The following is a 25955-nucleotide window of genomic DNA, read 5'->3' as shown; positions in this document are numbered from 1 at the left end:
ACACCATGACCCCCACCCCCGCACCCACGGTCGAACTCACCGCGCCCCCCTCCCTCGCGCCGTTCCTCGCACGCGGCGCCCTGCTGTCCCCCCTCAAACGGCCCCGCCCCGGCTCCGACTGGCCCCGGACCCGGCTGGTGCTGCCCGCCCTGCGCGCCGATCCCGCCCGGCTCGCCGCGTACGAGCGGGTGTGCGGCTTTCCGGCCGGCGGCGACGAGCTGCCGGTGACGTACCCGCACGTGCTGGGCTTTCCGCTCGCCATGCGGCTGATGAGCGGGCGGGACTTCCCGCTGCCGCTGCTGGGTCTCGTCCACACCTCGATCGCGATCACCCGGCACCGTGCGACACCGTCCGCCGGCGTCCACGACCTGACCGTGTACATCGACGGCCTGGCCGCGCACCGGCGCGGCACGGAGGCCGCCGTGGTCACGGAGCTGCGCTCCGGCGGGCAGCTCGTGTGGGAGTCACGCAGCACCTACCTGGCCCGGCAGCGGACCTCCACCGCGCCCTCGTACGACGCGAGGGAGCCGGCGGAGACGACGCTCCCCACGGAACCGCGGGACGTGCGGGAGGCGACGGAGGCGAAGGACGCGACGGAGGCGGCGCCCCCGGAGGAGGCGCCCGCCCCCCTCCCCGCCCGCCACGACTGGCACCTCGCCCCGGACCTCGGCCGGCGCTACGGTGCGGCGTCCGGCGACCGCAACCCGATCCACCTGTACCCGCTCACCGCCCGGCTCTTCGGCTTCCCCCGCGCCATCGCGCACGGCATGTGGACCGTGGCCCGCTGCCTGGCCGCACACGGCGCCCCCGGCGCGACGACGGTCCGGGCGGACTTCCGGGCGCCGGTGCTCCTGCCCGGCACGGTGACCTACGCCGCACAGGACGGACGCTTCGCACTGCGCGGCGCCGGCGGGCGGCTTCACCTCACCGGGGAGGTCCGCCCGGCCTGAGCCGCACCGGCGGCGCCGTCGGACTCGGCATCGTCCGGCGGTATCCAGCGCGCACCGGCCATCAGGTCACCCAGCCCCGCCCAGGCGAAGTTCATCAGCGTGGCCGCCGACTGCCGGGCCGTGACCCCGGACGTGGCGTTCGCCCAGTCGGCGAGGGACTCGGCGGCACCGACCAGGGCCTCGGCGAGCCCGGAGACCTCCCGCTCGGGGAAGTCGGGGTCACGATGGGCCTCGCGGGCGGCGGCCAGGATCAGCTGGGTCACGAACGCCACGATCTCCGCGCGCATCGCCGCCACCTCGGCGGCGAACACCTCACCGTGCGTGCGAGCCTGGAGATGCAGGACCGCCCAGCCGTCCGGGTGCTGGGCGGTGTGCGTGAAGAACGCCGTGAGGCCCGACCAGAGCTGGCGGTCCGCCGCCAGCTCCGGACGGGCCCCGGCCCGGACCGCCTCGGTGAGGGCCCCCGCCTCCCGCCGGATACAGGCGGTGAAGAGGTCCTCCTTGGAGTTCAGATACAGATACACCAACGGCTTCGACACGCCCGCCAGTTCGGCGATCTCGTCCATCGAGGCGGCCATGTACCCGCGTTGCCCGAAGGTACGTACGGCTGCGTCCAGCATCTGCTGTTCACGGACCGCACGCGGCATCCGTTTGCTCTTCACGGCACCCATGGGACACAGCGTACGGTCCGTCCCCTACCGCGGGGCGTCGCCGCCGTCGTTCCCCCACACAGCCCGGTCGCCGGGAACCGGCCGGTCGCTCCCCGTCAGCCGCGGCAGCAGCTGAGCGGTGAACAGCGTGGACAGCGCCGAGGTGTCGGTGCCGCCGTCGGTACGCACCACCACCGGCTGCGGGGCCTTCCCGGCGAGTCCGGCACCCACCTCCAGCCGCCGGCGGGCCAGTTCGTACTGGAGCACCGCCCGGTTGTCCCGGTACGCCTTGGCCAGCGCACGCTGCGCACGGGCCTCGTTCTCGGCGGCGATGAGTCCGCTGCGGCCGCGCGTCTCGATCTCGAACCGCACCCGCTGGGCCTCGGTCTCCTGCCGCTCCAGCAGCTGGGCGACCTCCTCCCGGGCCCGGTTCAGCGCGGCCTTCACCTCGACGATACGGGCGTCGCGGACCTTCTTGGCCCGTTCGATGTCCATGCCCAGGTAGTCGATGCGCCGCTTGCGGGTCAGGCCCCACTCCTGCTCGTAGGCCGTGCGCTCCTTGGCGATCCGCTCCCGGGTCGCCAGGTGCTGCTGGTACTGCGTCGGCAGCTGCACATCGGGGATGTTGCAGCCGGTGATGCGCACGCCGTAGCGGGAGAGCTGCCGGTTGAGCAGTTCCTGCATGTCGGCCACGTCCGAACCGCGCAGATCATAGGCACGCTCGGTGCGCATCTGGCGGGCCCGCTGCCGGATCGCGTCCTGTACGGCGCTGGACAGCACCAGGTCGAAGTTGCCGGCACCGATGGTGCGGACGAACAGCACCGCGTCGGTGATCCTGAACTTCAGGAAGAACTCGATCGAACGCAGGGGCACGTTCTCCTGGGTGGGGCAGGCCATGACCGGCGCCGAGTACGGGATCTCGGTGGCCGTGTCGACCACGAAGTCGACCCGCGACCAGGGGTGCCAGAGGTAGTGCCGGCCGGCGTCGAGCGTACGGGTGACCGCGCCGTAGCGGGTCAGCACGCCGTTGGTGCCCTGCTCGATCTCGACGATCGAGGAGCGCCACCACCACAGCGCGCCGATCACCAGCAGCACCACGCCGCCGACGTAGGAGAGGGTGGCCAGCGCGCCGTACGCGAGGTCGGCCGCCCCGTCGGAGTCGGCCTCCCGCAGCGTCAGCATCACGCCCATCAGCAGGGCGTACACGCCCAGCCAGAGCGGCAGCATCCACCACAGCCGGCGGCGGTGGCGGGGGATGATCACCGGAATGAGGGTGTCGGCCTCGCCGCCGCGGAGCAGACGGGCGATGTCGCTCCAGGGAGCGACGGCCTCGGAGATGACCGAACGGCGGTGAACTCGGGCGGAACTCAACTCAGGTCCTCCTCGGCGGACTCGTGCACATCACCGGCTGCGGCGCTCCCGGCGGCCCCGGGCACATCGCCCGCCACCACGCCCTCGGGCGCCCTGCCCGCACCGGCGGCCTCCGGCGCCTGCGGCACCGTCGGCCGCTCGGCCGCCAGCAGCTCGCCGATCTCCTCCTCGCGGGCGGCGATCCGCTCCGACACCTCCGTCAGCCGGCCCCGTACGGCGGCCATGTCCTCCTCGGAGAACAGCTCGGCCCCGCGCTCGCCGACCAGCTCACGGGCCAGCTCAAGGAAGTCGATCCCGGCCGCCCCGGTACCGTCCACCCCGCCGATCCGCACCAGGCGGGGCAGATGGTCGGCGACCTGCTCCAGGGTGTCGAGGACCTGCTGCTGATAGCGGTACTCGAGGATCTCCGGCGCCTGCGCGGCGGTCACCGCGCGGATGTCGAGGGCCTGCGCCTCCAGCAGCGCCGCGTTGGCCTTGGCCTCCGACTCCGCCTGGACATAGCGCTGGCGGGCCAGCGCCTCGGCGCGGTTGGTCTCGCGCTCCACGGCGGTGTCCATCTGCGCCTGGTACTGGGCGATGTCGGCCTGGATCGCGGAGAGCGTCTCCTGGCTCGAGGCGAGCTCCTTGCTCAGGTCGCCCTCGTCCTGCTCCTTGCGCAGCTGGAGCGCGTACTCGTGGGTGTACGCCTCCTTGGCCATGCGGACCATCTCGGGGGCGGCCAGGTCCATCCGGTAGCGCCGGTCCGCCGGCTCGGCGTGCGTGATGTTGGCGTTGGTCAGCTCCACCGCGGGACGGAACTGCTGGTTGAGCTGCTCCAGCAGACGGCCGCTGTCCTCACCGACCATGTCGTAGATCCCGGACGCCTCCTGCTCGTAGATCAGGCTGCGGATGGTCTCGCTGACGGCGTTGCCCAGCTTCTCCTCGAACCCGCGCACCGCACCGAGCGTGTAGACGAACTCCACCGGGTCGCTGATCCGGAACTGGATGAACAGGTCGATGGACGCCTTGACCCCGCCCTTGGTCGGGGCCTCGCGCACCGGCGCGTTGAACGGGTACTCGCGGACCGTGTTGACGATGTACGACACCCGCTTCCAGGGGCTGAGCAGCGTGACCCGGCCGGGTCCGACGACCTTCTCCAGCTTGCCGAACCGGGTGATCATCGCCTGACAGCCGTCCGGCACCATGACCAGGCCCTGCCGCCACCACACGAACGCGACGGCGAGCAGCGCGATGACCCAGTAGTGCAGTCCGAACAGCGGGTTGGTGAGCCCGTCGCTCCCGGTCGCCGACACCACCGACGCGCCCACGGCACCGATCACCAGCAGCGACAGCACGGGCAGCATGGACAGCAGCGAGCGGCCCCTGGGCATCACCATCGGGCAGATGGCGTGCACCAGCTCGCCGTCCTCGCGCAGCTGCTCACTGCGGCCGAGTGCCTCCCCGGCCTCGTCCAGCGGCACCGTCTTCTGCCGCATGACGGTGTCGACGGAGCCCCCGTCCTGTTCCCGGGCCGCCGGGAAGTCGGCGGGGTCCATCCCCTCGCCCTCGGTCTCCTGACGTCCGCCCCGGTCCTCTTCGCCGCCCCGCGACGACGTGCCGCCGCCTCCGACGCGGCGGCGCAGCTCGTCCTGGGCCGCCGCTCGCGGATCGGTGCCGGACGCGACCGCCTCGGCGACGCTGCGTAGGCTCTGCGCCCGCGTACGTGCCATGGGTTCCCCCTTCGCGTGTGGTGCTGATCCCTGCCGGATCACCCTCATGGTCCACGTGATGCGTAGGGTGCGCGTGCTGCGCACGATGCACGTGGTCCAGTGATTCCACACCATCGGGGGGACAGGGATAAGGGGCGCCCCCAGCAACGGTCACCTGCCGGTGGTTGCCGGGAAGCGCCCCTCACCCGGGCACGGGGACTCTCAGGCCGCCGCGGGGACCCGCCGCGTCTCGTCCGCGGAAGCCTCGTCGACCGGCGAGGCGTGGACGGAGTCGTACGCCTTCCGGTCCAGCAGCCCTTCACGGGCGGACACGACGACCGGTATGAGCGCTTGCCCGGCGACGTTGGTCGCGGTGCGGATCATGTCGAGGATCGGGTCGATGGCCAGGAGCAGGCCCACGCCCTCCATGGGCAGGCCCAGGGTGGAGAGGGTGAGGGTCAGCATGACGGTCGCGCCGGTGAGGCCCGCGGTGGCGGCGGAGCCGACGACCGAGACGAACGCGATCAGCAGGTAGTCGCCGACGCCCAGCGGGACGTCGAAGATCTGGGCGACGAAGATCGCGGCGATGGCCGGGTAGATCGCGGCGCAGCCGTCCATCTTCGTCGTCGCGCCGAACGGGACGGCGAAGGAGGCGTACTCCTTCGGCACACCGAGGCGCTCGGTGACCCTCTGGGTCAGCGGCATGGTGCCGACGGACGAGCGGGAGACGAAGGCCAGCTGGATCGCGGGCCAGGCGCCCTTGAAGAACTGGACGGGGTTGACCTTGGCGGCGGTGGCGAGCAGCGCCGGGTAGACGCCGAAGAGGACGATCAGGCAGCCGATGTAGATGTCGGCGGTGAAGGTGGCGTACTTGCCGATCAGGTCCCAGCCGTAGGTGGCGATCGCGTTGCCGATGAGGCCGACGGTGCCGAGCGGGGCGAGGCGGATGACCCACCACAGGGCCTTCTGGAGGAGCTCGAGGACGGACTCGCTCAGGGTGAGGATCGGCTGGGCCTTCTCACCGAGCTGGAGGGCGGCGATACCGGCGACGGCGGCCATGAAGACGATCTGCAGGACGTTCAGCTCGGTGAACGGCGTGATCACGTCGGTCGGCACGATGCCGGTCAGGAAGTCGATCCAGGAGCCGGACCTCTCCGGTGCGGAGCCGTCCGCCGGGGTGAGGCCGGTACCGGCGCCCGGGTTGGTGACCAGGCCGATGACCAGGCCGATCGCCACCGCGATCAGCGACGTGATCATGAACCAGAGGAGGGTCCGCGAGGCCAGCCGGGCCGCGTTGTTGACCTTCCGCAGGTTGGTGATGGAGACCAGGATCGCGAAGAAGACGAGCGGGGCGACGGCGAGCTTCAGCAGGCCGATGAAGGTGCCGCCGACCTTCTCCAGAGTGGTGACCAGCCAGGAGACGTCCTGGCTGCGGGCGAGCCAGCCGAGCAGGACGCCGAGGACGAGGCCGGCGAGTATCTGGGCCCAGAAGGGCGCGCGTACGGGCAGCTTGAACTGCGTGTTCGTGGACACGGACATGCTCCGGTGAGGGGGGCGCGCGGGGACGCGGAGGGAAAGGTGACGTGGACTCGTGCGCGGCGGAACGTCAGGGGCGACAGTTCGCGGAGGTGACGCGGCAGAGGTCCACATGCAGGCGCGCCACGAGCGGAACACTCCGGGGCGTGGGGAACACGGCTGCTGACTTCACCCGAAGACCGTAACACCTGGGCTTTGAGATCCTCAAAGCCTTACTTTGACAGGCGTGGGCGTTGATCCATCCACACAACGCAAAGCGCCCCGGGTTTCCAGGGGATTCGCCGGACCCGGGGCGCCGAAGCGCGGTGCGTGGCTGTGACGGACGTTACGAAGCCTGGCCCTGTGCGCGGGCGGAGTCGTCGGCCGTGTCCTCCATGCTGCGGTTGGCCTCCAGGCTGACCTTGGCGCGGTCCACCCGGCGCACGATCCGCTCGGAGGCCCGGTCACGCTCCTTGCGGAGTACGACGAGGCTGATCGGAGCGGAGATCAGCATGGCGAGCACGATGATCCACAGACCGTTGGAGTCGCCGAGGCCGCGCGGGGCGAGGCCGGAGTGGACGAGGCCCCAGACGACCACGAGGCAGCCCGCGAAGATCCCGAGGCGCATCAGCGTGTAGCGGAGCATCTCATCCACTCTTCCCTGCGTACGGTCAGAACGCCCCAAAGGGACAATGTCAACGTCCAGTGAAGCACGACCGGCGGAGGATCTTTCAGCGGGGTACGGGCCGGCGGCACCGGCCTCAGGTCAGCGGCAGGAGCATGATGACGTCGTCCCGGTCGTCGCCGGGGGCCACACGGATGGCGCCCGGGACCCGGCCGACCTCCTTGTAGCCGCAGGAGGCGTAGAAGCGCTCCAGCCCGAGGCCGCCGCGACAGGTGAGCCGTATCGCCTCCGCGCCGTCGAGGGTCCTGGCGGCCCGCTCGGCGGCGGCGAGCAGGTCACGGCCGTACCCCCGGCCCTGGTGGCGGGGGTGGACCATCACCGTGTACAGCCAGATCCAGTGGGTCATCAGGTGGTGGGTGTTGAGGGTGAGGAACGCCGTCGCCGCCACCCGCCCCTCCTCGTCGTGCCCGACGAGCAGCCGGGAGCGCTCCTCGGCCATCGACACCAACTGCCGCACCAGCCCGGGGCGGATGTCCTCCCGCGTCACCGGCGGCACGAAGCCGACCGCTCCGCCCGCGTTGGTGACTTCGGCCCACAGATCGAGAAGGCCGTCGCGGAGTTCGGGGGTGACGACCGGATCGAAGGTGAAGGTAAGCGGCATCAATCGAGTCCAACCATTACTTCAGTGCACGCGCAGCCCATGACCGACCCGGTGGGCGGCCCAAGGGGCGCGGGGAACCGCGCGACCGGGCCCCCACGCGGCCGCAGCCGGCCCGGGGGCCCGGCCCTTTCACACCCGCATCGGCTGCGGCGACTCCCGGCGTGCCGGGTCCGCGCCGTCGTACTCGCGGATGATCTCGTACCGCGTGTTCCGCTCCACCGGCCGGAACCCGGCGTCCCGGATCAGGTCCAGCAGGTCCTCGCGCGTCAGCTTGTTCGGCGTGCCGTAGTTGTCCGCGTCGTGCGTGATCTTGTACTCGACGACCGAGCCGTCCATGTCGTCGGCGCCGTGCTGGAGGGCCAGCTGCGCCGTCTGGACACCGTGCATCACCCAGAAGACCTTCACATGCGGCACGTTGTCGAAGAGCAGCCGCGACACGGCGAAGGTCTTCAGGGCTTCCGCCCCGGTCGCCATCTGGGTCCGGGCCTGGAGCCGGTTGCGTACCTTGCCGTCCTTCACGTCCACGAAGTCGTGCTGGTAGCGCAGCGGGATGAAGACCTGGAAGCCGCCGGTCTCGTCCTGGAGTTCACGCAGCCGCAGCACGTGGTCCACGCGGTGGCGGGGCTCCTCGATGTGGCCGTACAGCATGGTGCACGGGGTCCTGAGCCCCTTCTCGTGCGCCAGCCGGTGGATGCGCGACCAGTCCTCCCAGTGGGTGCGGTGGTCGACGATGTGCTGCCGCACCTCCCAGTCGAAGATCTCCGCGCCGCCGCCGGTGAGGGATTCCAGGCCGGCGTCGATCAGCTCGTCGAGGATCTCGGAGGCGGACATGCCGGAGATGGTCTCGAAGTGGTGGATCTCGGTGGCGGTGAACGCCTTGAGCGAGACGTCCGGCAGCGCGGCCTTCAGCTCCCGCAGCGAGCGCGGGTAGTAGCGCCACGGCAGGCTGGGGTGCAGCCCGTTGACGATGTGCAGCTCGGTCAGGTTCTCCGACTCCATCTCCTGCGCGAGCTTCACCGCCTCCTCGATGCGCATCGTGTACGCGTCCTTCTCCCCCGGCTTGCGCTGGAAGGAGCAGTAGGCGCAGGAGGCGGTGCACACGTTGGTCATGTTGAGGTGGCGGTTGACGTTGAAGTGCACGACGTCACCGTTCAGCCGCGTCCGCACCTGGTGCGCCAGCCCGCCCAGCCAGGCCAGGTCGTCCGACTCGTACAGCGCGATGCCGTCCTCACGGGTCAGGCGCTCGCCCGCCCCGATCTTCTCCTCCAGCTCGCGCTTGAGCCCGACATCCATGCCGCTCCTCTTTTCCTCGGCCTCTTGACCGCTTCGGCCTCTCCGGCCGCCTCGGACGGATCCCGCCCACCGTACTCCCCCGCCCTCCGGGCGCTCGGGCCCCGGGCGGCGCTGCGCACCGCGCCTACTGCACCTCTTCGGGCAGCTCCCCCACGCGGTTCTCCCACTTGGTGGACAGCACGATCGTCGTACGGGTCCGGGAGACGCCCTTGGTGCCGGAGAGCCGGCGGATGGTCCTCTCCAGACCGTCCACGTCACTCGCCCGCACCTTGAGCATGAAGGAGTCGTCGCCGGCGATGAACCAGCAGTCCTCGATCTCGCCGAGATCCTTCAGCCGTTGCGCCACGTCCTCGTGGTCGGCGGCGTCGGAGAGCGAGATGCCGATCAGGGCGGTGACCCCGAGACCGAGCGAGGCGGCGTCCACCGTGGCGCGGTAGCCGGTGATGACACCGGCCGCCTCCAGCCGGTTGATGCGGTCGGTGACACTGGGCCCCGACAGCCCGACGAGGCGCCCCAGCTCCGCGTACGAGGCCCGGCCGTTCTCTCTCAGGGCCTGGATGAGCTGCCTGTCCACCGCGTCCATTCGAATCGAAGCCTTCCACTGAAGAGGTACGAACGTTCTTGAAGAGGGTGGTGCTGCTGTGCCGGTGCTGCCGTGCGGCCCGGTACCGCGGTGCTCGCCGGGGGCCGCCCGTCGCGGGGGTGAGGTGTTCAGTCGGTGCGGGATCCGCCGCCGAGTCCGCCCTTCCAGCGGCGGTAGAGCCGGTGCTCCACACCCGCCGCGTCGAGTACGCGTCCGGCGACGAAGTCCACCAGGTCCTGGATGTGCGTCGCGCCCGCGTAGAAGGCCGGTGAGGCGGGCACCACGCTCGCGCCCGCGTCGTCCAGGGTCACCAGGTGCCGCAGGGTCTGGCCGTTCAGCGGGGTCTCCCGCACGGCCACCACCAGCGTGCGCGACTCCTTCAGGGTCACGCTCGCCACCCGCTGCAGCAGGTCCTTGGACAGGCCGAGCGCCACCCCGGCCACACAGGCCGTGGAGGCGGGCACGATCAGCATGCCCTTGCTCGGGTACGACCCCGAGGACGGCCCGGCCGCGAGGTCGCCGGCGGCCCAGTGCCGTACGCCGTCGAGGTCGAGGTCGGCGGTGAAGGTGTCCGGCTTCCCGTCCGCCCCACGGGACAGCCATTGCCGCAGGTCGTCGCGCCAGTGGGCGTCACGGAAGGCGATGCCGGTCTCGTCCAGCAGGGTGAGCCGCGAGGCCCGGCTGACGACGAGATCGACGCTCTCACCGGCGGCGAGCAGCGCCCGCAGCACCGACGCGGCATACGGGGTGCCGGAAGCGCCGGAGACCCCTACGATCCAAGGCGTACGCCGCGTCTCTCCTGGCTTGACTGGGTTCACGACACCGAGCCTATCGGGAGTCACGGGGAGGGAACCGGGCAAGGGGGGCCGGGCGTTCCTCAAGGAGAACGGGCCGACGGCGGCGGAGGGGGTGGATGATGTCGGGCTGGCGTCCGGAGTGGTCACAGGGTGACCGGGTGAGGACCGCGGCCAAGCTGATGGTGGGCTGGGTGGCCCTGCTGTGGCTGCTCGAAGTGATCGACGTGGCCACCGGACACGCGCTGGACGACCACGGCGTCGTGCCGCGCACCCCGTCCGAGCTGGTCGACATCGTCCCGGCCGCCTTCCTCCACTTCGGCTTCGCCCATGTGGCCGCCAACAGCGTGCCGCTGCTGGTGCTCGGCTTCCTGGCGGCGCTCGGGGGGATACGCCGGTTCCTCGCCGTCTGCGCGCTGATCGTCGTGGCCGACGGTCTGGGCGTGTGGCTCATATCCCCGCAGCACACCAACACCGCGGGCGCCTCCGGCCTGATCTTCGGCCTCTTCGGCTTCCTGCTGGTCAGCGGCTTCGTCGAGCGGCGCCCGCTGGGAATCCTGGCCGGCGTCCTGGTGGCCGCGGTCTGGGGCGGCTCCATCCTCGCGGGCCTCGCCCCGACCCAGTCCGGCGTCAGCTGGCAGGGCCACCTGATCGGCCTGGCGGCGGGAGTGACGGCGGCGTTCCTCTTCCGCCGTGATCCAAACCGGCGGGATGCGCTGACGCCTTGAGAGGGGTGCAGCACCGGTCCCGCACGGGCTGTCGGGACGGGTGCGAGGGGACACGTCAGCCATGCTGCCGCGCCCCCTCGTGAGCCCTGCCGGGCCATCGCGCAGGGCATCCGCCCGGGCGCCCCCCGTCAGCGGCGCCCGGACAGTGGGTCGCCGAAGCGACCTCACACGTCACCAGTCGTGTGCGTTGACGTACTTCTTCAGAGCGGCCTGGGTCGCCGGGCCGGCGATCCCGTCGATGGCCCCGGTGTAGTAACCGAGCTGCTTCAGACCGCGCTGCATCGCGGATATCGTGCCCGGTCCGACGATTCCGTCGATCGGACCGGTGTAACCGTATTCCGCCTTGAACGCACGCTGGTTGGCCTTCCAGCTCTCCGGTCCGAGCTGTCCGTCGATCGCTCCGGTGTAGCCCCACCTCGCCTTGAGTCCGCGCTGCAGGTTCTTGGCCTCCGCGATGGTCAGGCCGAGGTTGACCACCTGGGCCGCGGCCACGGAGCCGGCGCTTGTCACGGTCTCGGCGGCCGGCGCGGAGGCCGCGAAGCTGGTGCCTGCGGTCGCCACGCTGCCGGCGGCCAGCACCACCGCGGTGGTGACTCCGACGAGCATCCTCTGTGCACGCACGTGCATCGTCCTCTCCTGGGCGGAGCCGACCGCTCCGGCCGGCTCGGCACCCAGACTGCGGGGCGGCAGGCAGCGAAAGGAAGAGGCTCCGAGGATGTGACGACTTCCCGGAACACCATGAGACAGAAACGCCCCTGACCTGCGAGAACCCACCGTCCCACGACACCGTTCCGGGTTCCCACGGGACGCCGGTCCCGCCCGCACGCGGAACGCGCCACCGCGCACCGCCGCTCTACACCGTCAGACCACGCACCAGCAGGTCCAGCAGGGCGCAGACGAACAGGGCGATGCCGATGAAGCCGTTGACACTGAAGAAGGCCCGGTTCAGGCGGGTCAGGTCGGTCGGGCGGACGATGGTGTGTTCGTAGACGAAGGCCGCGGCGACGATCAGCAGGCCCAGCCAGAAGAAGGCACCCGCGTCGGTGAGGAGCGCGAACCAGACGAACAGGGCGGTGGTCACGGCGTGGCAGACACGGGCGCCCCGGACCGCGGCCGGGATCCCGAAGCGGGCCGGGACCGACTTCACACCGGCCTCGCGGTCGGCGTCCACGTCCTGGCAGGCGTAGATCAGGTCGAAGCCGCCGATCCAGATGCCCACCGCCAGACCGAGGACGACCGCGTCCCAGGACCACGAACCGGTGATGGCCAGCCAGCCGCCGACCGGGCCCATGGCCTGCGCGAGCCCAAGGATGGCCTGCGGGAAGTCGGTGAACCGCTTGCCGTACGGATAGACCACCATCGGGATCACGGCGACGGGCGCGAGGGCGAGGCAGAGGGGGTTGAGCAGGGCCGCCGCGCCGAGGAAGACGGCGAGGGCGATCAGCGCGCCGGTCCAGGCGTGCCTGACCGACATCGCGCCGGTGACCAGTTCGCGGTGCGCGGTGCGCGGGTTACGGGCGTCGATCTCGCGGTCGATGATCCGGTTGGCGGCCATCGCGAAGGTGCGCAGCCCGACCATGGCGACGGTGACCAGGAGCAGATCGCCCCAGCGGATGCTCTTGTCCCACTCGTACATCGCGGTGAGCGCGGCGATGTAGGCGAAGGGCAGCGCGAACACCGAGTGCTCGATCATGACGAGGCGCAGGAAGGCTTTGGTGCGTCCCGGCCGCGGGGCCGGGTCCGACCCCACGACCCCGTCGGCGGTGGTCATCATGCGAGGCTCCCGAGGAACGTGTCGAGGTCGGCGAGGAGCGCGGCGGCGGACAGCGGTCCCGTCTCCACGGTCAGCGGCGTGCCGGCGTCGTCGGGCGGGGTGAGGTGCGCGGTGAAGACGTAGGCGTCCGTGCCGGACGGGCGGCCGTCCAGCCGCAGCACCGCGCCGCCGTCGACGGTGAACGGGCCGTCCGCCGCGGCGAGCTCGTCACGCAGCCGCCGTGCGAACTCGGCGGGTTCCGCGTCGCGCACCCCGGGCAGCTCGAAGCCGTCGCCCTCGCCGTCCTGCTCGAAGAGCACCGCCCAGGTGTCCGCGGAACCGGCGAGTTCCTCCGGCGTGACCCCCGCCTCCTCGGCGGCCCGGCGCACTCCCTCGTCGCCCGGGTCCAGCTCGGGGCGCACGAGGGCGACATAGTCGGTGTCGGTGCCGATGAAGAGCGCCGGTCCGCCCGCGCCGTCGGAACTCACAGTCCGTACTCCTTCCAGCGGCGGTCGACCTTCGCCGCCGTGTCGGGGTCGGACTCCACCATGTCGGGCCAGCCCCCGTCGCGCGTGTACCCCTCCTCGGGCCACTTCCTCGTCGCGTCGATGCCCGCCTTGCCGCCCCAGAACTGCTGGTAGGAGGAGTGGTCGAGATGGTCGACGGGACCTTCGACGACGGTGAGATCACGGGCGTAGTCGGTGTTGCCGAGGGCCCGCCAGGAGACCTCGTGCAGATCGTGGACGTCGCAGTCGGAGTCGACGACCACGATCAGTTTGGTCAGCGACATCATGTGGGCGCCCCAGATGGCGTGCATCACCTTCTGGGCGTGCTTGGGGTACTTCTTGTCGATCGAGACGATCGCGCAGTTGTGGAAGCCGCCGGACTCGGGGAGGTGGTAGTCGACGATGTCCGGGACGATGATCTTGAGGAGGGGCAGGAAGAAGCGCTCCGTCGCCCGGCCCAGCGGGCCGTCCTCCGTCGGCGGCCGGCCGACCACGATCGACTGGAGCAGCGGGCGCTTCCGCATGGTCACGCAGTCGATCTTCAGGGCGGGGAACGGCTCCTGCGGGGTGTAGAACCCGGTGTGGTCGCCGTAGGGCCCCTCGGGCAGCATCTCGCCGGGCTCCAGCCAGCCCTCGATGACGACCTCGGCCTGCGCGGGCACCTGGAGCGGAACGGTCTTGCAGTCGACCATCTCGATCCGCTTGCCCTGGACGAACCCGGCGAACAGGTACTCGTCGATGTCCCCGGGCAGCGGCGCGGTGGACGCGTACGTCACCGCTGGCGGGCAGCCGAAGGCGATGGCGACCGGCAGCCGCTCACCGCGCCGTGCTGCGACCTGGTAGTGGTTGCGGCTGTCCTTGTGGATCTGCCAGTGCATGCCGATGGTGCGCTTGTCGTGCCGCTGGAGCCGGTAGAGGCCGAGGTTGCGGATGCCCGTCTCGGGGTCCTTGGTGTGGGTGAGCCCCAGGTTGAAGAAGGACCCGCCGTCCTTGGGCCAGGTGAACAGCGCCGGAAGCTCGTCGAGGTCCACGTCGTCGCCGTGCAGGACGACCTCGTGCACGGGCGCGTCCTGGGTCTTCACCTTCTTCGGCGGCACATGCGTCATCGAGCCGAGCTTTCCGAAGGCCTCACGCACGCCGATGAAGCCCTGCGGCAGCTCGGGTCTGAGCAGCCCGCCGATCTTGTCGCTGATGTCCGCGTACGACTTCAGCCCGAGCGCCTTCAGCAGGCGGCGGTCGGTGCCGTACACGTTCATGGCGAGGGGCATGCTCGAGCCGCGCACGTTCTCGAAGAGCAGGGCGGGACCGCCGGCCTTGTTCACCCGGTCGACGATCTCACCGACCTCCAGGAACGGGTCGACCTCTGCCTTGATGCGCTTGAGGTCACCCTCGCGCTCCAGCGCCCTGAGCAGGGAGCGAAGATCGTCGTAAGCCATGCGGTCAAGTATCCCCGAGCGGTTACCCTGGGCCTGTACCGCCCACCGCTTTCGCTTGCTTTCGCTGGAGAGGCCCCATGCTGCGGGTGCTGATGTTCCTCGTGCCACTGGCACTGAGTGTGTATGCGTTCATCGACTGCATCAGCACGAAGGACGAGGACATCCGCCACATGCCCAAGCCACTGTGGGCGATCCTCGTGCTGGTGTTTCCGCTGGTCGGCTCCCTCTCCTGGATCATCGCCGGCAAGAAGCGGCACCCCGCGGGCGAGGGCGGCTCCGTGTGGGGCGGGGGCGGCGGCGGCCGCCGGCAGTGGGTGGCTCCGGACGACAACCCCGACTTCCTGAAGTCGCTGGACGACGACAAGGACAAGGACGACAAGCCGGGGGACGGCGACCGCGGCGGAGCCGGCTGACCGGCCCGCACAGGCCGGCTCCACGTTTCCCTTCCTGACGCCGGAGCGTCCGGACGAATCCCTGGGTCCCCGCTCCGGTTGCCCGAAGTGACAGGTGTTCCGCCACTGCCGTCCGCCCGCACCGGCGTCGAGGCCCTCGTGCGGCCGTATCCTTCCTCCGCGACCAACGCGATTCGGGTCTCCTGCCGCAGTGACGCCCAGGAGCCCGGCTCACCCCGCTCTCGGCGTGGGTGAGCCGGCACGTCGTGTCGGGAGAGTTCGCGCCCCTGCCCGTCTCGATCCTCGAATCCCTCGTACGCGGATGTCCTGCCGGACCGGATCTGGCGGTCGGTCAGCACGGAGCCGGCTGATCACGAAGCCCGTGCCCCCGAGCGCGGCCCGGTCGGATCACTCCTCTGCGAAGATCTCCTCGGCCTTCGGCACGGTGACGGCACGGGCGAGCCACCGACGGAGGACATCGGCGTCGGCGCAGCCCGTGATACGACTCCGGACGTCGTCGGAGACGTCGAGGCCTCGCTGCTCCAGGACGAGCAGAACGTCCTCGGCACGACCCTCGGCGCGGGCTTCTTCCCGGATCTCTTCGACGAGGTACGACTTGTAGAAGGAGAGGTCCACAGCCACCAGGTTCCTCCAGAGGTGCTTGGCCGGGTGCTTGCCCAGGCCCTGTGCGGTGAACACCGCCCAGGCGGACCGGCTGACGACCAGCACCGGGCCAGGACCGGGTTCGACGGTACGGCGGGGACGGACGCGAACGTGCTGCCGCGCCGGCATCGGAGCGCGGAGTATGGAGGCGCGCCGCCGTACCGCCGGAGGTGAGGACTGCCGGGGGCAGGCAGGACCGGGCCCGTACCGACTGCCGGTTTCCGTCGTTGCCGGGACGGATGCGCCCCGGACAGGGTGAGGGGCACGTCAGGGGGCGTGGAAGACGAACGAAACGGGGTCCGGGATGAAGCATGTGCCCTTCTTCCGGTGGGTCGTGGCCGTGGGGCTGGTGCTGTTCGGCTCTTCGATCGCCGTGTTCCTGGCCGCTCCGGAGTACCCCGAGCTGAAGCAGGTCGACCTGACCGTGCTGAGCGAGAGGTCCGACGGGACGTGCAGGGTCCAGTGGGAGGATCCGTACGGAACCGGCAGACACGAGGGGCCGTACCTCTGTGACGCGGACCGGTCCCCGTCGCTCAAGTCGCCGAACTACCAGCCGAACATCGCCATCGGCTGGGACTCGGGCTGGGTGATCGCCGAAGGGCCGGACCGGGGCGAGCTGTTCTCGCCGGAGCAGGAATGGCCCGGCGGCGCTTGGAGCACGGCGTCCGACACGCTGGTGGCGGTCGGGACACTGCTGCTGGCCATCGGAGTCATCGGCGGGAACATCCGCTCCCTGTCCCGGCTGAGCGGCGTCAGCCCACGCGTCGTCCGCCTGGCCGGGCGGCTGCGTGGAATCGCCGCCCGGGTCAGCGAGGACCATGCGCGGGCCGTGCGGGCGGTCCGGGACGCCTGGACGCCGCTGTACGAGGAAGCGGTGCGCGAGCGGCTGGAGCGGATGCCGGTCGCGAAGCTCCGCCGGGCCGGCCTCGTGCTCCTGCCCGCGAAGGAGCTGGAACGCGGCGGCATACGCAGCGTTCAGGACGTGCTCGACGCCGGAACGTGGGGTGTGGCGGAGGCCTCCGGTGTGGGACGGCGTACGGCCGAGAAGGTGTCGGCCGCCGCGCGGCGGAAGGCCGCCGGAGTACGGGCCGACACGACGGTGCCGCTGGACACGGACCCGCCCGGTCCGCGTACCGCGGCGCTGCTCAACGCGCTCCGGGTGCTGGTGGAAGCCGGACCGGCGGCGCGCAGCACGGCAGAGGCCGGCGAACGGCTGGCCGGCCTGCTGGAGCAGCAGCTGGCCGCAGCCGCGCCCGCCGCGGGGTGGAGGCGGATGCTGGACGCGAGCCGTGAGCAGCGTCAGGGTGTGCCGGCAGCCGTGGCCGAGCTGCGCACGCTGCTGCTCCAGGCGGAGCGGCACGGCGACGTGGAGCGCTTCGGTCAGGTGTCGGTCGATCTCCTGCGGGGGATGGACGGCGACCCGGCGGGGCTGGCCGCGCGGGTCGACTTCGAGTCCCGGCCCGCGGAGTACTACGGCCTGCTCGCGGAGGTCGTGGGCGCTGCCCCTCCGCGGAGCGCCGTCAGCGCAGGCGGGACGACGACAGGATCGACAGCAGGTGGGCCGGGACCATGACCCAGGTGATCACGGCGAGGGCGCCCAGGGCCCAGCGGGTCGGGTCGATGCTGTCGGTCACCGCGTCGGCGACGGCGGCGACGAGGAGGACGAGGGACGCCTCGATACCGTTCGTCACACGGTGGATCTTGAACGCGGCGGCGAGACGGCGGATCGTGGCGACACCCTGCGAGCGGGGGCGGGTCGACTCGTCGTCGGCGACCATCAGGCCCCGGCGGGCGCGGGCGACGTCCACCAGGTCGGTGGAGGCCTTGAGCAGGACGACACCGAGGGCGGTGGCGATGCCGACCGACAGCCAGCCGCCGGCGCCCGACTCGGCGGCGCGGTAGCCGGCGCCGGCCAGCAGCGCGGCGTCGGCGAGGTACGCGCCGAGGCGGTCGACGTAGATGCCGGTCGCGCTGTTCTGGCCCTTCCAGCGGGCGACCTCGCCGTCGACGCAGTCGAAAAGGAGGAACAGCTGCATGAGGATCACGGCGAGGATCGCGCCGGTCAGGCCGGGGATCATCAGGGCGGCGCCGGAGGCCACTCCGCAGACCACCATGGTCCAGGTGAGCTGGTCGGGGGTGACGGGGGTGCGGACCAGGTGGCGGGTGGTGCGCAGGGAGATCTTCCGCATGTAGAGACGGCCGGCCCAGTGCTCGCCGTTGCGGCTCTCCATCTTGGCCTGCGGCTGGCAGACCTCCCGCAGCTCCTCCAGTACCGGAGCACCCATGTCGTTCCTTCCGCCAGAGCCCAACTGCCGCGCGTGCGGCGGTGATCGGGCCAGGGTACAGAGGGGGTACGGGCGGAGGATCCCCGCCCCCGCCGCCCCTTCCCGGACCGGAACCGGGGCTCCGCCGCGGACCCCGCTCCCCGAACGCCGGAAGGGCTGGGTTCACCCCCTGTGCGTCAGAAGCCGGCCGCCCGCAGCGCGCCCAGGCCCACGTCCGCGTACGAGTGCTTGCCGGAGACGAAGATGTTCACTCCGTAGTAGTTGAACAGCCAGCAGCCGAAGGCGGCCAGGGCGAGGTACGCGGCCTTGCGGCCCTTCCAGCCGGCGGTGGCGCGGGCGTGCAGGTAACCCGCGTAGGCCACCCACGTGATGAAGGACCAGGTCTCCTTGGGGTCCCAGCCCCAGTACCGGCCCCACGCGTCGCCCGCCCAGATCGCGCCCGCGATGATCGTGAACGTCCACAGCGGGAACACGGCCGCGTTGACGCGGTAGGCGAACTTGTCCAGGGAGGAGGAGGCGGGCAGCCGCTCCAGGAACGAGGTCGCGAAGCTCCCCGGCTTGCCACCGTTGGCGAGCTTGTTCTCGTAGGAGTCCTTGAAGAGGTACATCACCGTGGCGAACGCGCCCACGTAGAAGACCGCGCCGCACAGGATCGCCGTGGAGACGTGGATGTACAGCCAGTACGAGTGGAGGGCGGGGACCAGCTGGTCGCTCTCGGTGTACAGGACGGTGACGGCGAGACCGAGGTCGAGGAGGACCGAGGTGGTGAGGAACAGGCCGAGCCAGCGGACGTTCTTCTTCAGCGCCAGCAGGACGAGGTACACGCCGACCGCGGTCGTGGAGAAGGTGATGTTGAACTCGTACATGTTGCCCCACGGCGCCCGCTCCACGGACAGCGCGCGGGTGAGCACACCGCCGAAGGCGAGGGCGAACGCGAGCACGGTGAGGGAGATGGCGATCCGCCCGTAGAGGTCGCCCTTCTCGTCCCCGCCGTGCGCTCCGGGCCCGTCCGGCACGTCACGCGAGCCGGCCGCGGCACGGACGACGACCTTCGGCCGCTCCAGTACGGCGGTGCCGCCGGCCTGCTTCACGGTGACGGCCGGGGCAGCCGTCTTCGCCGCCGCCCCGGGGGTCAGGGCCGCGGCCGTACGGGCGACCCTGCTGCGGCTGCCGAGGAGCCATTCGGCGATGTACGCGAAGAAGGCCAGGGTGTAGACGGCCATCGCGGAGTAGATCAGCACGTTGCTGATCTCCGCGAGGTTCTCGTTGGTCGCGGCGGCGACAATCACTGCTGCTCAGCCCCTTCGGCAGGTGCGGCTTGAGAATCGGTGGGGTCGGAGGCGTCCGGGGCGGCGTCGTCCGGGACGGGGTCCGGGACGCCGGGCGCCTGGTCGTAGAGGAGGCCGGCGAGGTCGCCCAGCTCCTCCGGTACCTTCGCGGACTCGCTGCGGCCGAGGCCGGCCATCTCGACGACGGTGACGCCGTCGGGGCCCTCGACCGCGCGCACCCACACGCGGCGGCGCTGGATGAACAGGGAGCCCGCCAGGCCGGCGATCGCGGCGACGGCGGCGCCGAGGGCCCAGCCGGCGCCCGACTCCTGGACGATCTGGAAGCCGGCCCACTCCTTGATGTCCTTCTCGAAGGTGACCGAGCCCGCGCCGTCCGGGAGCGTCATGGTCTCGCCGGGCATGAGCAGTTGCTTGAACAGCTCGCCGTCGGCGTCCTTGAACTCCTTCATCTTGGTCTTGTCCATCTGGTACACGCTCTGCGGAATGCCGGAGTCGGCCTTCAGGTCGCCGTGGTAGGCGGACAGGGCGAGCACCGGATAGTCCAGCGCCGGGAACTGGGACAGCATCGTGCCGCTGGCGGAGCCGCCGAAGGTGGGCACGAAGAAGGCGTTGAAGCCGAGCTGTTCCTTCTTCCCCCCGGGGTTGCGGTAGCCGTCGAGGACCTTGACCACGCCCTGGGAGGTGACGTTGGAGTCCAGCGGGAGCAGCGGCACCGCGTCCTGGTAGACGATCTCGCCCTTGCCGTCGCGGACGGTGAGGACGGGCGCGTAGCCGTGGCTGACGAGGTAGACCTTGGCGTCGCCGATCTCCAGGGGCTTGTTCACCTTGACGAGGGCCTTCTTCTCCTCGCCGTCCGCACCCTTCGCGTAGGTGAGCTCCGTCTCGTACGTGCGCGGCGTTCCCTTGTTGGGGCCGGTGCGCTCGTAGGTGCCGGTGAACTCCTCGACGTCGAAGCTGAACGGTTCCAGGTTCTCGTTGGTGAAGAGGTTCCCGGACTTGAAGTCGTCGTACTGCGTGAGCGTGTTGGCGAAGCCGTCGCCCTCGACGATCAGCTTGTTGCCCTCGGACTTGAAGAGCTGGCCCCAGGCGAAGGCGATCAGCATCACGATCAGCGCGATGTGGAAGAGGAGGTTGCCGACCTCGCGCAGGTAGCCCTTCTCGGCGGCGACGGCGTCACCGACGGCGTGGGCGCGGAAGCGGCGCTTCTTCAGCAGGGCGAGCGCGGCCTCGCGGACCTGTTCGGGTGCGGCCCCGGTGCGCCAGGTGGTGTGGGCGGGCAGCCGGGTCAGCCGCCGGGGCGCGCCCGGCGGGCGGCCGCGCAACTGGCCCACGAACTGCCAGGTGCGGGGCACGATGCAGCCGATGAGGGAGATGAACAGCAGGATGTAGATCGCCGAGAACCACACCGAGCTGTAGACGTTGAACAGGCCGAGCTTGTCGTAGAGGGGCGCGAGGATGTCGTGCCGCTCACGGAAGTCGGCGACCTGGGTCGCGTCGATGCCGGTCTGCGGGATGAGTGAGCCGGGGATCGCGCCGAGCGACAGCAGCAGGAGCAGCAGCAGCGCGACCCGCATGGAGGTGAGCTGCCGCCAGAACCAGCGGGCCCAGCCGATGACGCCCAGGGAGGGCAGGTGGGCCGGCTCCTCCTTGGGCGCGGTGGACAGCTGGGAGCCGGCGGCGCCGAGGTCCTGGTCGTCGCCGGCCGTCTTCGGGGTGTTGTCCGTCGTGGTGTCGCTCATCGGGTCAGATCCCCACCGTGAAACCGTTGGACCAGGTCTGCATCTGAGCCACCAGGCTGTCCCACGCGCCGGTGAGCAGCAGCACACCGGTCACGATCATCATCGAGCCGCCGACGCGCATGACCCAGACGTAGTGCCGCTTGATCCACCCGAAGGCACCGAGCGCCTTGCGGAAGGCCACGGCGGCCAGCACGAAGGGCAGGCCCAGCCCCAGACAGTACGCGACGGTCAGTACGGCGCCGCGTCCGGCGCTCTCCTGCTGAGCGGAGAGGGTCAGTACGGAGGCGAGGGTGGGGCCGATGCAGGGGGTCCAGCCGATGCCGAACAGGGCGCCCAGGACGGGGGCGCCGGCCAGTCCGGCCGCCGGCCGCTTGTGGAAGCGGAACTCGCGCTGGGTGAGCCAGGGCATCAGGCCCATGAAGAAGACGCCCATGAGGATCATGAGGACGCCGAGCACCTTGGACAGGACGCCCGACTGTTCCTGGAGGGTCTGCCCGAAGTAGCCGAAGAAGGCGCCGCCCGAGACGAACACGACGGTGAAGCCGAGGACGAACAGGGACGCGCCGGCGACCATCCGGCCGCGCCGGGCCTCCGCCAGGTCGGTGCCGGAGACACCGGTGACATAGGAGAGGTATCCGGGGACCAGGGGCAGGACGCAGGGCGAGAAGAAGGAGACGAGCCCGCCGAGCACGGCGATGGGGAGGGCCACCAGCAGGGCGCCGTTGAGCACCGTGCCGTTGTAGCCCGTCTCGGCGGCGAGCGTGTACAGGGGCGTCACGTCGCTGCTCTCACTTCTCCGCGACGACCGGCTCGAGCATCTTCAGCAGCCGTTCCTCGTCGAGCGCGGTCAGCGAGCGGGCCGCGATCTTCCCGTCCCGGTCCAGCACCAGGGTGGACGGGACGGCCTGGGGGTTGAGGGTGCCCTTCTCGAAGCGGAGCATCAGCTTGCCCGTGGGGTCGTACAGGCTCGGGTACGGGATGCCGAAGTCCTTCTCGAAGGCGAGGGCTGCCGTGGTGCTGCCGTCCCGGGTGTTGATGCCGACGAACTGCACGTCCTGGTCGGCGTAGTCCTCGGCCACGGCGGCGAAGTACTTGGCCTCCGCACGGCACGGGTTGCACCAGGAGCCCCAGACGTTGAGGACGACGACCTTGCCCCGGTGGTCGGCGACGTCGAGCTGCTCGCCCTCGAGCGTCTTCCCGGACAGTTCGGGCGCGGCGACGCGCTTGCCCGCGGGGACCGTGGAGATACCGTCCGTGCCGGCGACGAAGTTGGTGTCCCCGCCTCCGCCCGACGTCCCGCCCGAGCCGCACGCGGAGACGAGCAGTGCGGTCACGGCGGCGCCGGCGGCCAGGGTGGCCCGGCGGGAGAAGCGGGTCGCCAGGGCGGCGCGACCACGGAAGCGGGTGGCGCGGCCCGGGTTCCGGGGGGCCCGGTCCGAGCGCTGGGGGGCACGGCTGGCGGCACTCATGTGAAAAGTTTCGCATGCCCGTTCAGGGGATCTTGCGCACCCCCCTCTCGGGCGGAAATCCGCATATCAGGCGGTGCTGCCGGCGCCCGTTCCCCCGGTGCCCCCGCCCGCTCCCGCCGAGCCGGCGGCGTCCTTCGCGAACGCCTTCCAGCCACCGGCCGGTTCCTGCCCCACGTCCAGGGTGCGCAGTTGCTCCAGCACCTCGGGCTTCTGCACGTCCAGCCAGTCGGTGAACTGCCGGAAGGAGACGAGCCTCACGTCGCCTCCCTTCTCCTTCTCCCGCGCGATGTGCCGGAGCGCTTCCTCCACGGCGTCCATGTAGATGCCGCCGTTCCACTCCTCGAAGTGGTTGCCGACGAAGAAGGGTGCCCGGTTCGACTCGTAGGCCCGCTCGAAGCCGGATATGTAGGATCCGGCCGCCTGTTCGCGCCAGCCCGGGTAGTTGTGGGCGGGCGCCTTCGTCGTGTTGAGGGACTGGTTGGCGAGCATGTTGTAGTCCATCGACAGGACTTCGAAGGAACGTCCGGGAAAAGGTATCTGCTGGAGCGGGAGGTCCCAGATGCCCTTCTTCCTCGACGGCCAGACCTGCCGCCCGCCCGGCGACGAGGCGTCGTAGCGCCAGCCGAGGTCGCGGGCGGTGGGCAGCAGCTTGTCCTGGCCGAGGAGGCAGGGCGTACGGCCGCCGGTCAGCTCCTTGTCGTAGTCGAACGGCAGGGACTCGACGTCGGTCCACCCGGAGTTGGTGCGCCACTCCTTCACGAACGACATGGCCTGCTCGATCTCGCTGCGCCACTGCTGCGGCGTCCAGTTGCCGACGCTGCCGGAGCCGGCGCAGAAATGGCCGTTGAAGTGGGTGCCGATCTCGTGGCCCTCGAGCCAGGCACGGCGGAGGTTCCTGAGCGTGTCCTTGATGTGCTCGTCGGTGAGGTAGCCGATGTCGGAGGCGCCGCGCCGGTTGTTCGGCGGGTCGTAGAGGCGCTTCTTCGACTCGGGGAGCAGATACACGCCCGAGAGGAAGAAGGTCATGGACGCGCCGTGCTCCTTGGCGAGATCCAGGAAGCGCGGGAAGAGCCCGTTGCCGACCTCACCCGCCCCGTCCCAGGAGAAGACGACGAACTGCGGGGGCGTCTGACCCGGCTCCAGCGGCACCGGCCGGTCCGGCTGGTGGGGCTGCCTGCCGGTGAAGGAGGTGGAGCCGTCACCGATCGGACGGGCCGTCCTCGTCGGCTTCGGCCTCGGGGTCCCGGACCGGTCGCCGCCCGAGCGGGAACCGTCGCCGGGGACCGCGCCGTCCGGGCCCGAGCCGCCGCAGCCGGCCAGCGAGACGGCGGCCGCGGCACCGGCTCCCGCGCCGAGCCCGAGCATTCCCCTGCGGGAGAGAGCGCCCATGGCGTTCCCCTTCGTCACGTCCTCTGGTGGTCACTTCTTCAGAGGACGTGACGGCGAACCGGGTTCCCCCTCGCTTGCGGCGGTTTCGCAACGAAGCGCGGGGAGCGCGTCACCTTCCGGACACTGCGGCCGTTAGGCCCCGAAGGCCTTTCCCTTCCCCTTCACCGGCTTGGCACCCGCCAGCAGATGCGCGGGGACGAGATCGCGGGCCGGCTCGCTGTAGCCGACGGAGACGATGCCGTCCCCCCGGTAGGTGAAGGTGGTGAGCGAGGCGAGGGTGCACTGCCGCTTGCGCGGGTCGTGCCACAGCCGCCGCTTCTCGACGTAGGACCGCACGATCCAGATCGGCAGCTGATGGCTGACCAGCACCGCCTCGTGTCCGCGCGCCGCGTCCTTCGCCGCGTTCAGCGCGCCCGTCATGCGGACGACCTGATCGACGTACGGCTCGCCCCAGGACGGCTTGAACGGGTTGACGACGTGCTTCCAGTTGGCCGGGTGGCGCAGCGCGCCGTCCCCGATGCCGAAGGTCTTGCCCTGGAAGACGTTCTCCGCCTCGATCAGCCGCTCGTCGGTGGCGATGTCCAGGCCGTGCGCCTTGGCGATGGGCTCGGCCGTCTCCTGCGCCCGCTCCAGCGGGGAGGCGACGACATGGGTGATGTCACGGGAGGCGAGATGCTCCCCGACCCGGTCGGCCATGCGCCGGCCCAGCTCGGAGAGGTGGTAGCCCGCCAGCCGGCCGTACAGCACGCCGTCCGGGTTCTCGACCTCGCCGTGCCGCATCAGGTGGACGACGGTGAGGTCGTCGTCCTTCTCGGGGGTGCTCATGCGGTGGCCTCCGCTGCCGCTCGGGCCGCCGCCGGAAGGGCGTCGGCGATGCGCTGGACGGCCCGGTCGTCATGGGCCGTGGACACGAACCAGGACTCGAACGCCGACGGCGGCAGATAGACACCGTCGGCGAGGAGCGAGTGGAAGAACGCGGTGTAGCGGAACGACTCCTGAGTCCTGGCGTCGTCGTAATCGCGCACCGGCCGGTCGGTGAAGAAGACCGAGAACATGTTGGAGGCGTTCTGCAGCGTGTGCGCGACACCCTCCTTCGTCAGCGCCTCGGTGACCAGCGACCGGATCCGCGCGGAGACGGCGTTCACCTTCTCGTACGCGGCGTCGTCGAGCAGCCGCAGCTGGGCGAGCCCGGCGGCGGTGGCGACCGGGTTCCCGGAGAGGGTGCCGGCCTGGTAGACGGGCCCGGCCGGGGCGAGGTGACCCATCACGTCGGCGCGCCCGCCGAAGGCCGCGGCCGGGAAGCCGCCGCCCATCACCTTCCCGAAGGTCATCAGGTCGGGCCGGACCCCGTCGACGCCGTACCAGCCTTCCCGGCTGGTACGGAAGCCCGTCATGACCTCGTCGGAGATGTACAGCGCGCCGTTCGCGGCGCACGCGTCCTTCAGGCCCTGGTTGAACCCGGGCAGCGGCGGGACGACGCCCATGTTGCCCGGCGACGCCTCGGTGATCACACAGGCGATCTCACCGGGGTGCGCGGCGAACGCGGCGCGCACGGCGTCGAGGTCGTTGTAGGGCAGCACGATCGTGTCGCCGGCCTGCGCGCCGGTGACACCGGGCGTGTCGGGCAGCGCGAAGGTGGCCAGCCCGGAGCCGGCGGAGGCGAGCAGCGAGTCGACGTGGCCGTGGTAGCAGCCGGCGAACTTGACGACCTTGGCGCGCCGCGTGAAACCGCGCGCGAGCCGGATCGCCGACATGGTGGCCTCGGTGCCGCTGGAGACCAGCCGCACCTGCTCCAGCGGTTCGATCCGGGCGACCATCTCCTCGGCGAGCGCGACCTCTCCCTCACCGGGCGTACCGAAGGACGTACCGCGCGCCACGGCCTCCTGCACGGCGGCGATCACCTCGGGGTGCGCGTGCCCGAGGATCATCGGACCCCACGAGCAGACCAGGTCGACGTAACTGCGCCCGTCGGCGTCGGTCAGATAGGGGCCCGTTCCGGACACCATGAACCGGGGCGTGCCGCCGACGGCCTGAAAGGCACGCACCGGCGAGTTCACGCCCCCGGGGGTGACGGCCGCGGCACGATCGAACAGCGCCTGCGAGGCTTGGGCTTCGTACGAATATGGCAGTTCGCTCATGACCTGCGACTTCTCCGACCTTCTCCGACGTCCCGGCC

Annotated in this window: 26 protein-coding genes and 1 pseudogene; 4 read left to right on the top strand and 23 right to left on the bottom strand. The window is 70.8% G+C overall.

The genetic code is table 11. The annotated features are described in order from the left end of the window. The first annotated feature begins 5 nt into the window (after positions 1–5). Complete coding sequence (locus HTV45_RS02790; protein WP_215203963.1) at positions 6–950, top strand: MaoC/PaaZ C-terminal domain-containing protein; 945 nt, start codon at positions 6–8, stop codon at positions 948–950. Here HTV45_RS02790 and HTV45_RS02785 read toward each other — a convergent pair. The 10 genes from HTV45_RS02785 to HTV45_RS02745 all read right to left on the bottom strand — a co-directional run bounded on the left by HTV45_RS02785 (position 920) and on the right by HTV45_RS02745 (position 10154). Then, a complete protein-coding gene (locus HTV45_RS02785) occupies positions 920–1621 on the bottom strand; it encodes a TetR/AcrR family transcriptional regulator (RefSeq protein ID WP_215203962.1) in 702 nt (233 codons plus the stop codon). The two genes, HTV45_RS02790 and HTV45_RS02785, sit on opposite strands and share 31 nt — an antisense overlap. Positions 1622–1645: 24 nt before the next feature. Next, positions 1646–2971 carry an SPFH domain-containing protein gene (locus tag HTV45_RS02780; protein ID WP_215203961.1) on the bottom strand — a complete coding sequence of 442 codons (1326 nt, stop codon included), beginning with the start codon at positions 2969–2971 and terminating at the stop codon, positions 1646–1648. Further along, a complete protein-coding gene (locus HTV45_RS02775; protein ID WP_215203960.1) occupies positions 2968–4680 on the bottom strand; it encodes an SPFH domain-containing protein in 1713 nt (570 codons plus the stop codon). Before HTV45_RS02775 ends, HTV45_RS02780 begins: the two co-directional genes overlap by 4 nt. Positions 4681–4881: 201 nt before the next feature. Beyond that, positions 4882–6198: a dicarboxylate/amino acid:cation symporter gene (locus HTV45_RS02770; RefSeq protein ID WP_215203959.1), complete on the bottom strand. Its 1317-nt coding sequence runs from the start codon at positions 6196–6198 to the stop codon at positions 4882–4884. A gap of 67 nt (positions 6199–6265) precedes the next feature. Next, complete coding sequence (locus tag HTV45_RS35160; protein WP_327148552.1) at positions 6266–6352, bottom strand: putative leader peptide; 87 nt, start codon at positions 6350–6352, stop codon at positions 6266–6268. 168 nt (positions 6353–6520) lie between these two features. Further along, positions 6521–6820 carry a DUF4229 domain-containing protein gene (locus HTV45_RS02765; RefSeq protein WP_215204107.1) on the bottom strand — a complete coding sequence of 100 codons (300 nt, stop codon included), beginning with the start codon at positions 6818–6820 and terminating at the stop codon, positions 6521–6523. A gap of 115 nt (positions 6821–6935) precedes the next feature. Beyond that, positions 6936–7460 carry a GNAT family N-acetyltransferase gene (locus HTV45_RS02760; protein ID WP_215203958.1) on the bottom strand — a complete coding sequence of 175 codons (525 nt, stop codon included), beginning with the start codon at positions 7458–7460 and terminating at the stop codon, positions 6936–6938. A gap of 129 nt (positions 7461–7589) precedes the next feature. After that, a complete protein-coding gene (gene mqnE, locus HTV45_RS02755) occupies positions 7590–8753 on the bottom strand; it encodes an aminofutalosine synthase MqnE (RefSeq protein ID WP_215203957.1) in 1164 nt (387 codons plus the stop codon). A gap of 124 nt (positions 8754–8877) precedes the next feature. After that, positions 8878–9336 (bottom strand): Lrp/AsnC family transcriptional regulator, encoded by a 459-nt coding sequence (locus tag HTV45_RS02750; RefSeq protein ID WP_215203956.1) that lies wholly within the window; start codon positions 9334–9336, stop codon positions 8878–8880. Between the two features lie 128 nt (positions 9337–9464). After that, positions 9465–10154 (bottom strand): UbiX family flavin prenyltransferase, encoded by a 690-nt coding sequence (locus tag HTV45_RS02745; protein WP_215203955.1) that lies wholly within the window; start codon positions 10152–10154, stop codon positions 9465–9467. A gap of 98 nt (positions 10155–10252) precedes the next feature. On the opposite strand from HTV45_RS02745, the gene HTV45_RS02740 reads away from it, so the two are divergent. Beyond that, positions 10253–10858: a rhomboid family intramembrane serine protease gene (locus HTV45_RS02740; protein WP_215203954.1), complete on the top strand. Its 606-nt coding sequence runs from the start codon at positions 10253–10255 to the stop codon at positions 10856–10858. Between the two features lie 171 nt (positions 10859–11029). On the opposite strand, the gene HTV45_RS02735 is transcribed toward HTV45_RS02740, so the two are convergent. The 4 genes from HTV45_RS02735 to HTV45_RS02720 form a co-directional block, all read right to left on the bottom strand. Next, on the bottom strand, positions 11030–11479 hold the full coding sequence (locus HTV45_RS02735; protein WP_215204106.1) for a peptidoglycan-binding protein: 450 nt from the start codon (positions 11477–11479) through the stop codon (positions 11030–11032). Positions 11480–11711: 232 nt separating this feature from the next. Continuing rightward, the gene (mqnP, locus tag HTV45_RS02730; protein WP_215203953.1) at positions 11712–12632 is read right to left on the bottom strand and encodes a menaquinone biosynthesis prenyltransferase MqnP; all 921 of its coding nucleotides are present in this window, start codon (positions 12630–12632) and stop codon (positions 11712–11714) included. After that, positions 12629–13099: a hypothetical protein gene (locus HTV45_RS02725; protein ID WP_215203952.1), complete on the bottom strand. Its 471-nt coding sequence runs from the start codon at positions 13097–13099 to the stop codon at positions 12629–12631. The genes mqnP and HTV45_RS02725 overlap by 4 nt, the downstream gene beginning before the upstream one ends. Further along, a complete protein-coding gene (locus tag HTV45_RS02720; protein WP_215203951.1) occupies positions 13096–14553 on the bottom strand; it encodes a menaquinone biosynthesis decarboxylase in 1458 nt (485 codons plus the stop codon). The genes HTV45_RS02725 and HTV45_RS02720 overlap by 4 nt, the downstream gene beginning before the upstream one ends. 77 nt (positions 14554–14630) lie before the next feature. Here HTV45_RS02720 and HTV45_RS02715 point away from each other — a divergent pair, with 77 nt between their 5' ends. Next, on the top strand, positions 14631–14966 hold the full coding sequence (locus tag HTV45_RS02715; RefSeq protein ID WP_215203950.1) for a PLD nuclease N-terminal domain-containing protein: 336 nt from the start codon (positions 14631–14633) through the stop codon (positions 14964–14966). A gap of 387 nt (positions 14967–15353) precedes the next feature. Here the strand turns inward: HTV45_RS02715 and HTV45_RS02710 are convergent. Further along, a pseudogene (locus HTV45_RS02710) lies at positions 15354–15641 on the bottom strand (hypothetical protein); the annotation flags it as partial. A 271-nt stretch (positions 15642–15912) separates the two neighbouring features. On the opposite strand from HTV45_RS02710, the gene HTV45_RS02705 reads away from it, so the two are divergent. Continuing rightward, a complete protein-coding gene (locus HTV45_RS02705; RefSeq protein ID WP_215203949.1) occupies positions 15913–17181 on the top strand; it encodes a hypothetical protein in 1269 nt (422 codons plus the stop codon). Here HTV45_RS02705 and HTV45_RS02700 read toward each other — a convergent pair. The 8 genes from HTV45_RS02700 to hemL form a co-directional block, all read right to left on the bottom strand. Next, complete coding sequence (locus HTV45_RS02700; RefSeq protein ID WP_215203948.1) at positions 17129–17893, bottom strand: CDP-alcohol phosphatidyltransferase family protein; 765 nt, start codon at positions 17891–17893, stop codon at positions 17129–17131. The genes HTV45_RS02705 and HTV45_RS02700 overlap by 53 nt on opposite strands. Before the next feature lie 176 nt (positions 17894–18069). Further along, complete coding sequence (gene ccsB / locus HTV45_RS02695; RefSeq protein ID WP_215203947.1) at positions 18070–19182, bottom strand: c-type cytochrome biogenesis protein CcsB; 1113 nt, start codon at positions 19180–19182, stop codon at positions 18070–18072. Beyond that, positions 19179–20921 carry a cytochrome c biogenesis protein ResB gene (locus HTV45_RS02690; protein WP_215203946.1) on the bottom strand — a complete coding sequence of 581 codons (1743 nt, stop codon included), beginning with the start codon at positions 20919–20921 and terminating at the stop codon, positions 19179–19181. Before HTV45_RS02690 ends, ccsB begins: the two co-directional genes overlap by 4 nt. A 4-nt stretch (positions 20922–20925) precedes the next feature. Next, positions 20926–21699 carry a cytochrome c biogenesis CcdA family protein gene (locus HTV45_RS02685; protein ID WP_215203945.1) on the bottom strand — a complete coding sequence of 258 codons (774 nt, stop codon included), beginning with the start codon at positions 21697–21699 and terminating at the stop codon, positions 20926–20928. A 10-nt stretch (positions 21700–21709) separates the two neighbouring features. Further along, positions 21710–22390, bottom strand: coding sequence for a TlpA disulfide reductase family protein (locus tag HTV45_RS02680; protein WP_215203944.1), 681 nt, complete (start codon positions 22388–22390; stop codon positions 21710–21712). A gap of 66 nt (positions 22391–22456) precedes the next feature. Beyond that, complete coding sequence (locus HTV45_RS02675) at positions 22457–23755, bottom strand: hypothetical protein (RefSeq protein WP_215204105.1); 1299 nt, start codon at positions 23753–23755, stop codon at positions 22457–22459. Between the two features lie 156 nt (positions 23756–23911). Further along, positions 23912–24604, bottom strand: coding sequence for a histidine phosphatase family protein (locus HTV45_RS02670; protein ID WP_215203943.1), 693 nt, complete (start codon positions 24602–24604; stop codon positions 23912–23914). Continuing rightward, positions 24601–25917 carry a glutamate-1-semialdehyde 2,1-aminomutase gene (hemL, locus tag HTV45_RS02665; RefSeq protein ID WP_215203942.1) on the bottom strand — a complete coding sequence of 439 codons (1317 nt, stop codon included), beginning with the start codon at positions 25915–25917 and terminating at the stop codon, positions 24601–24603. The genes HTV45_RS02670 and hemL overlap by 4 nt, the downstream gene beginning before the upstream one ends. Between the last annotated feature and the right edge of the window lie 38 nt (positions 25918–25955).

This window comes from Streptomyces sp. CHD11 (genome assembly GCF_018638295.1).
GTDB lineage: Bacteria > Actinomycetota > Actinomycetes > Streptomycetales > Streptomycetaceae > Streptomyces.
This window is presented reverse-complemented; position numbering and strand designations above follow the sequence as displayed.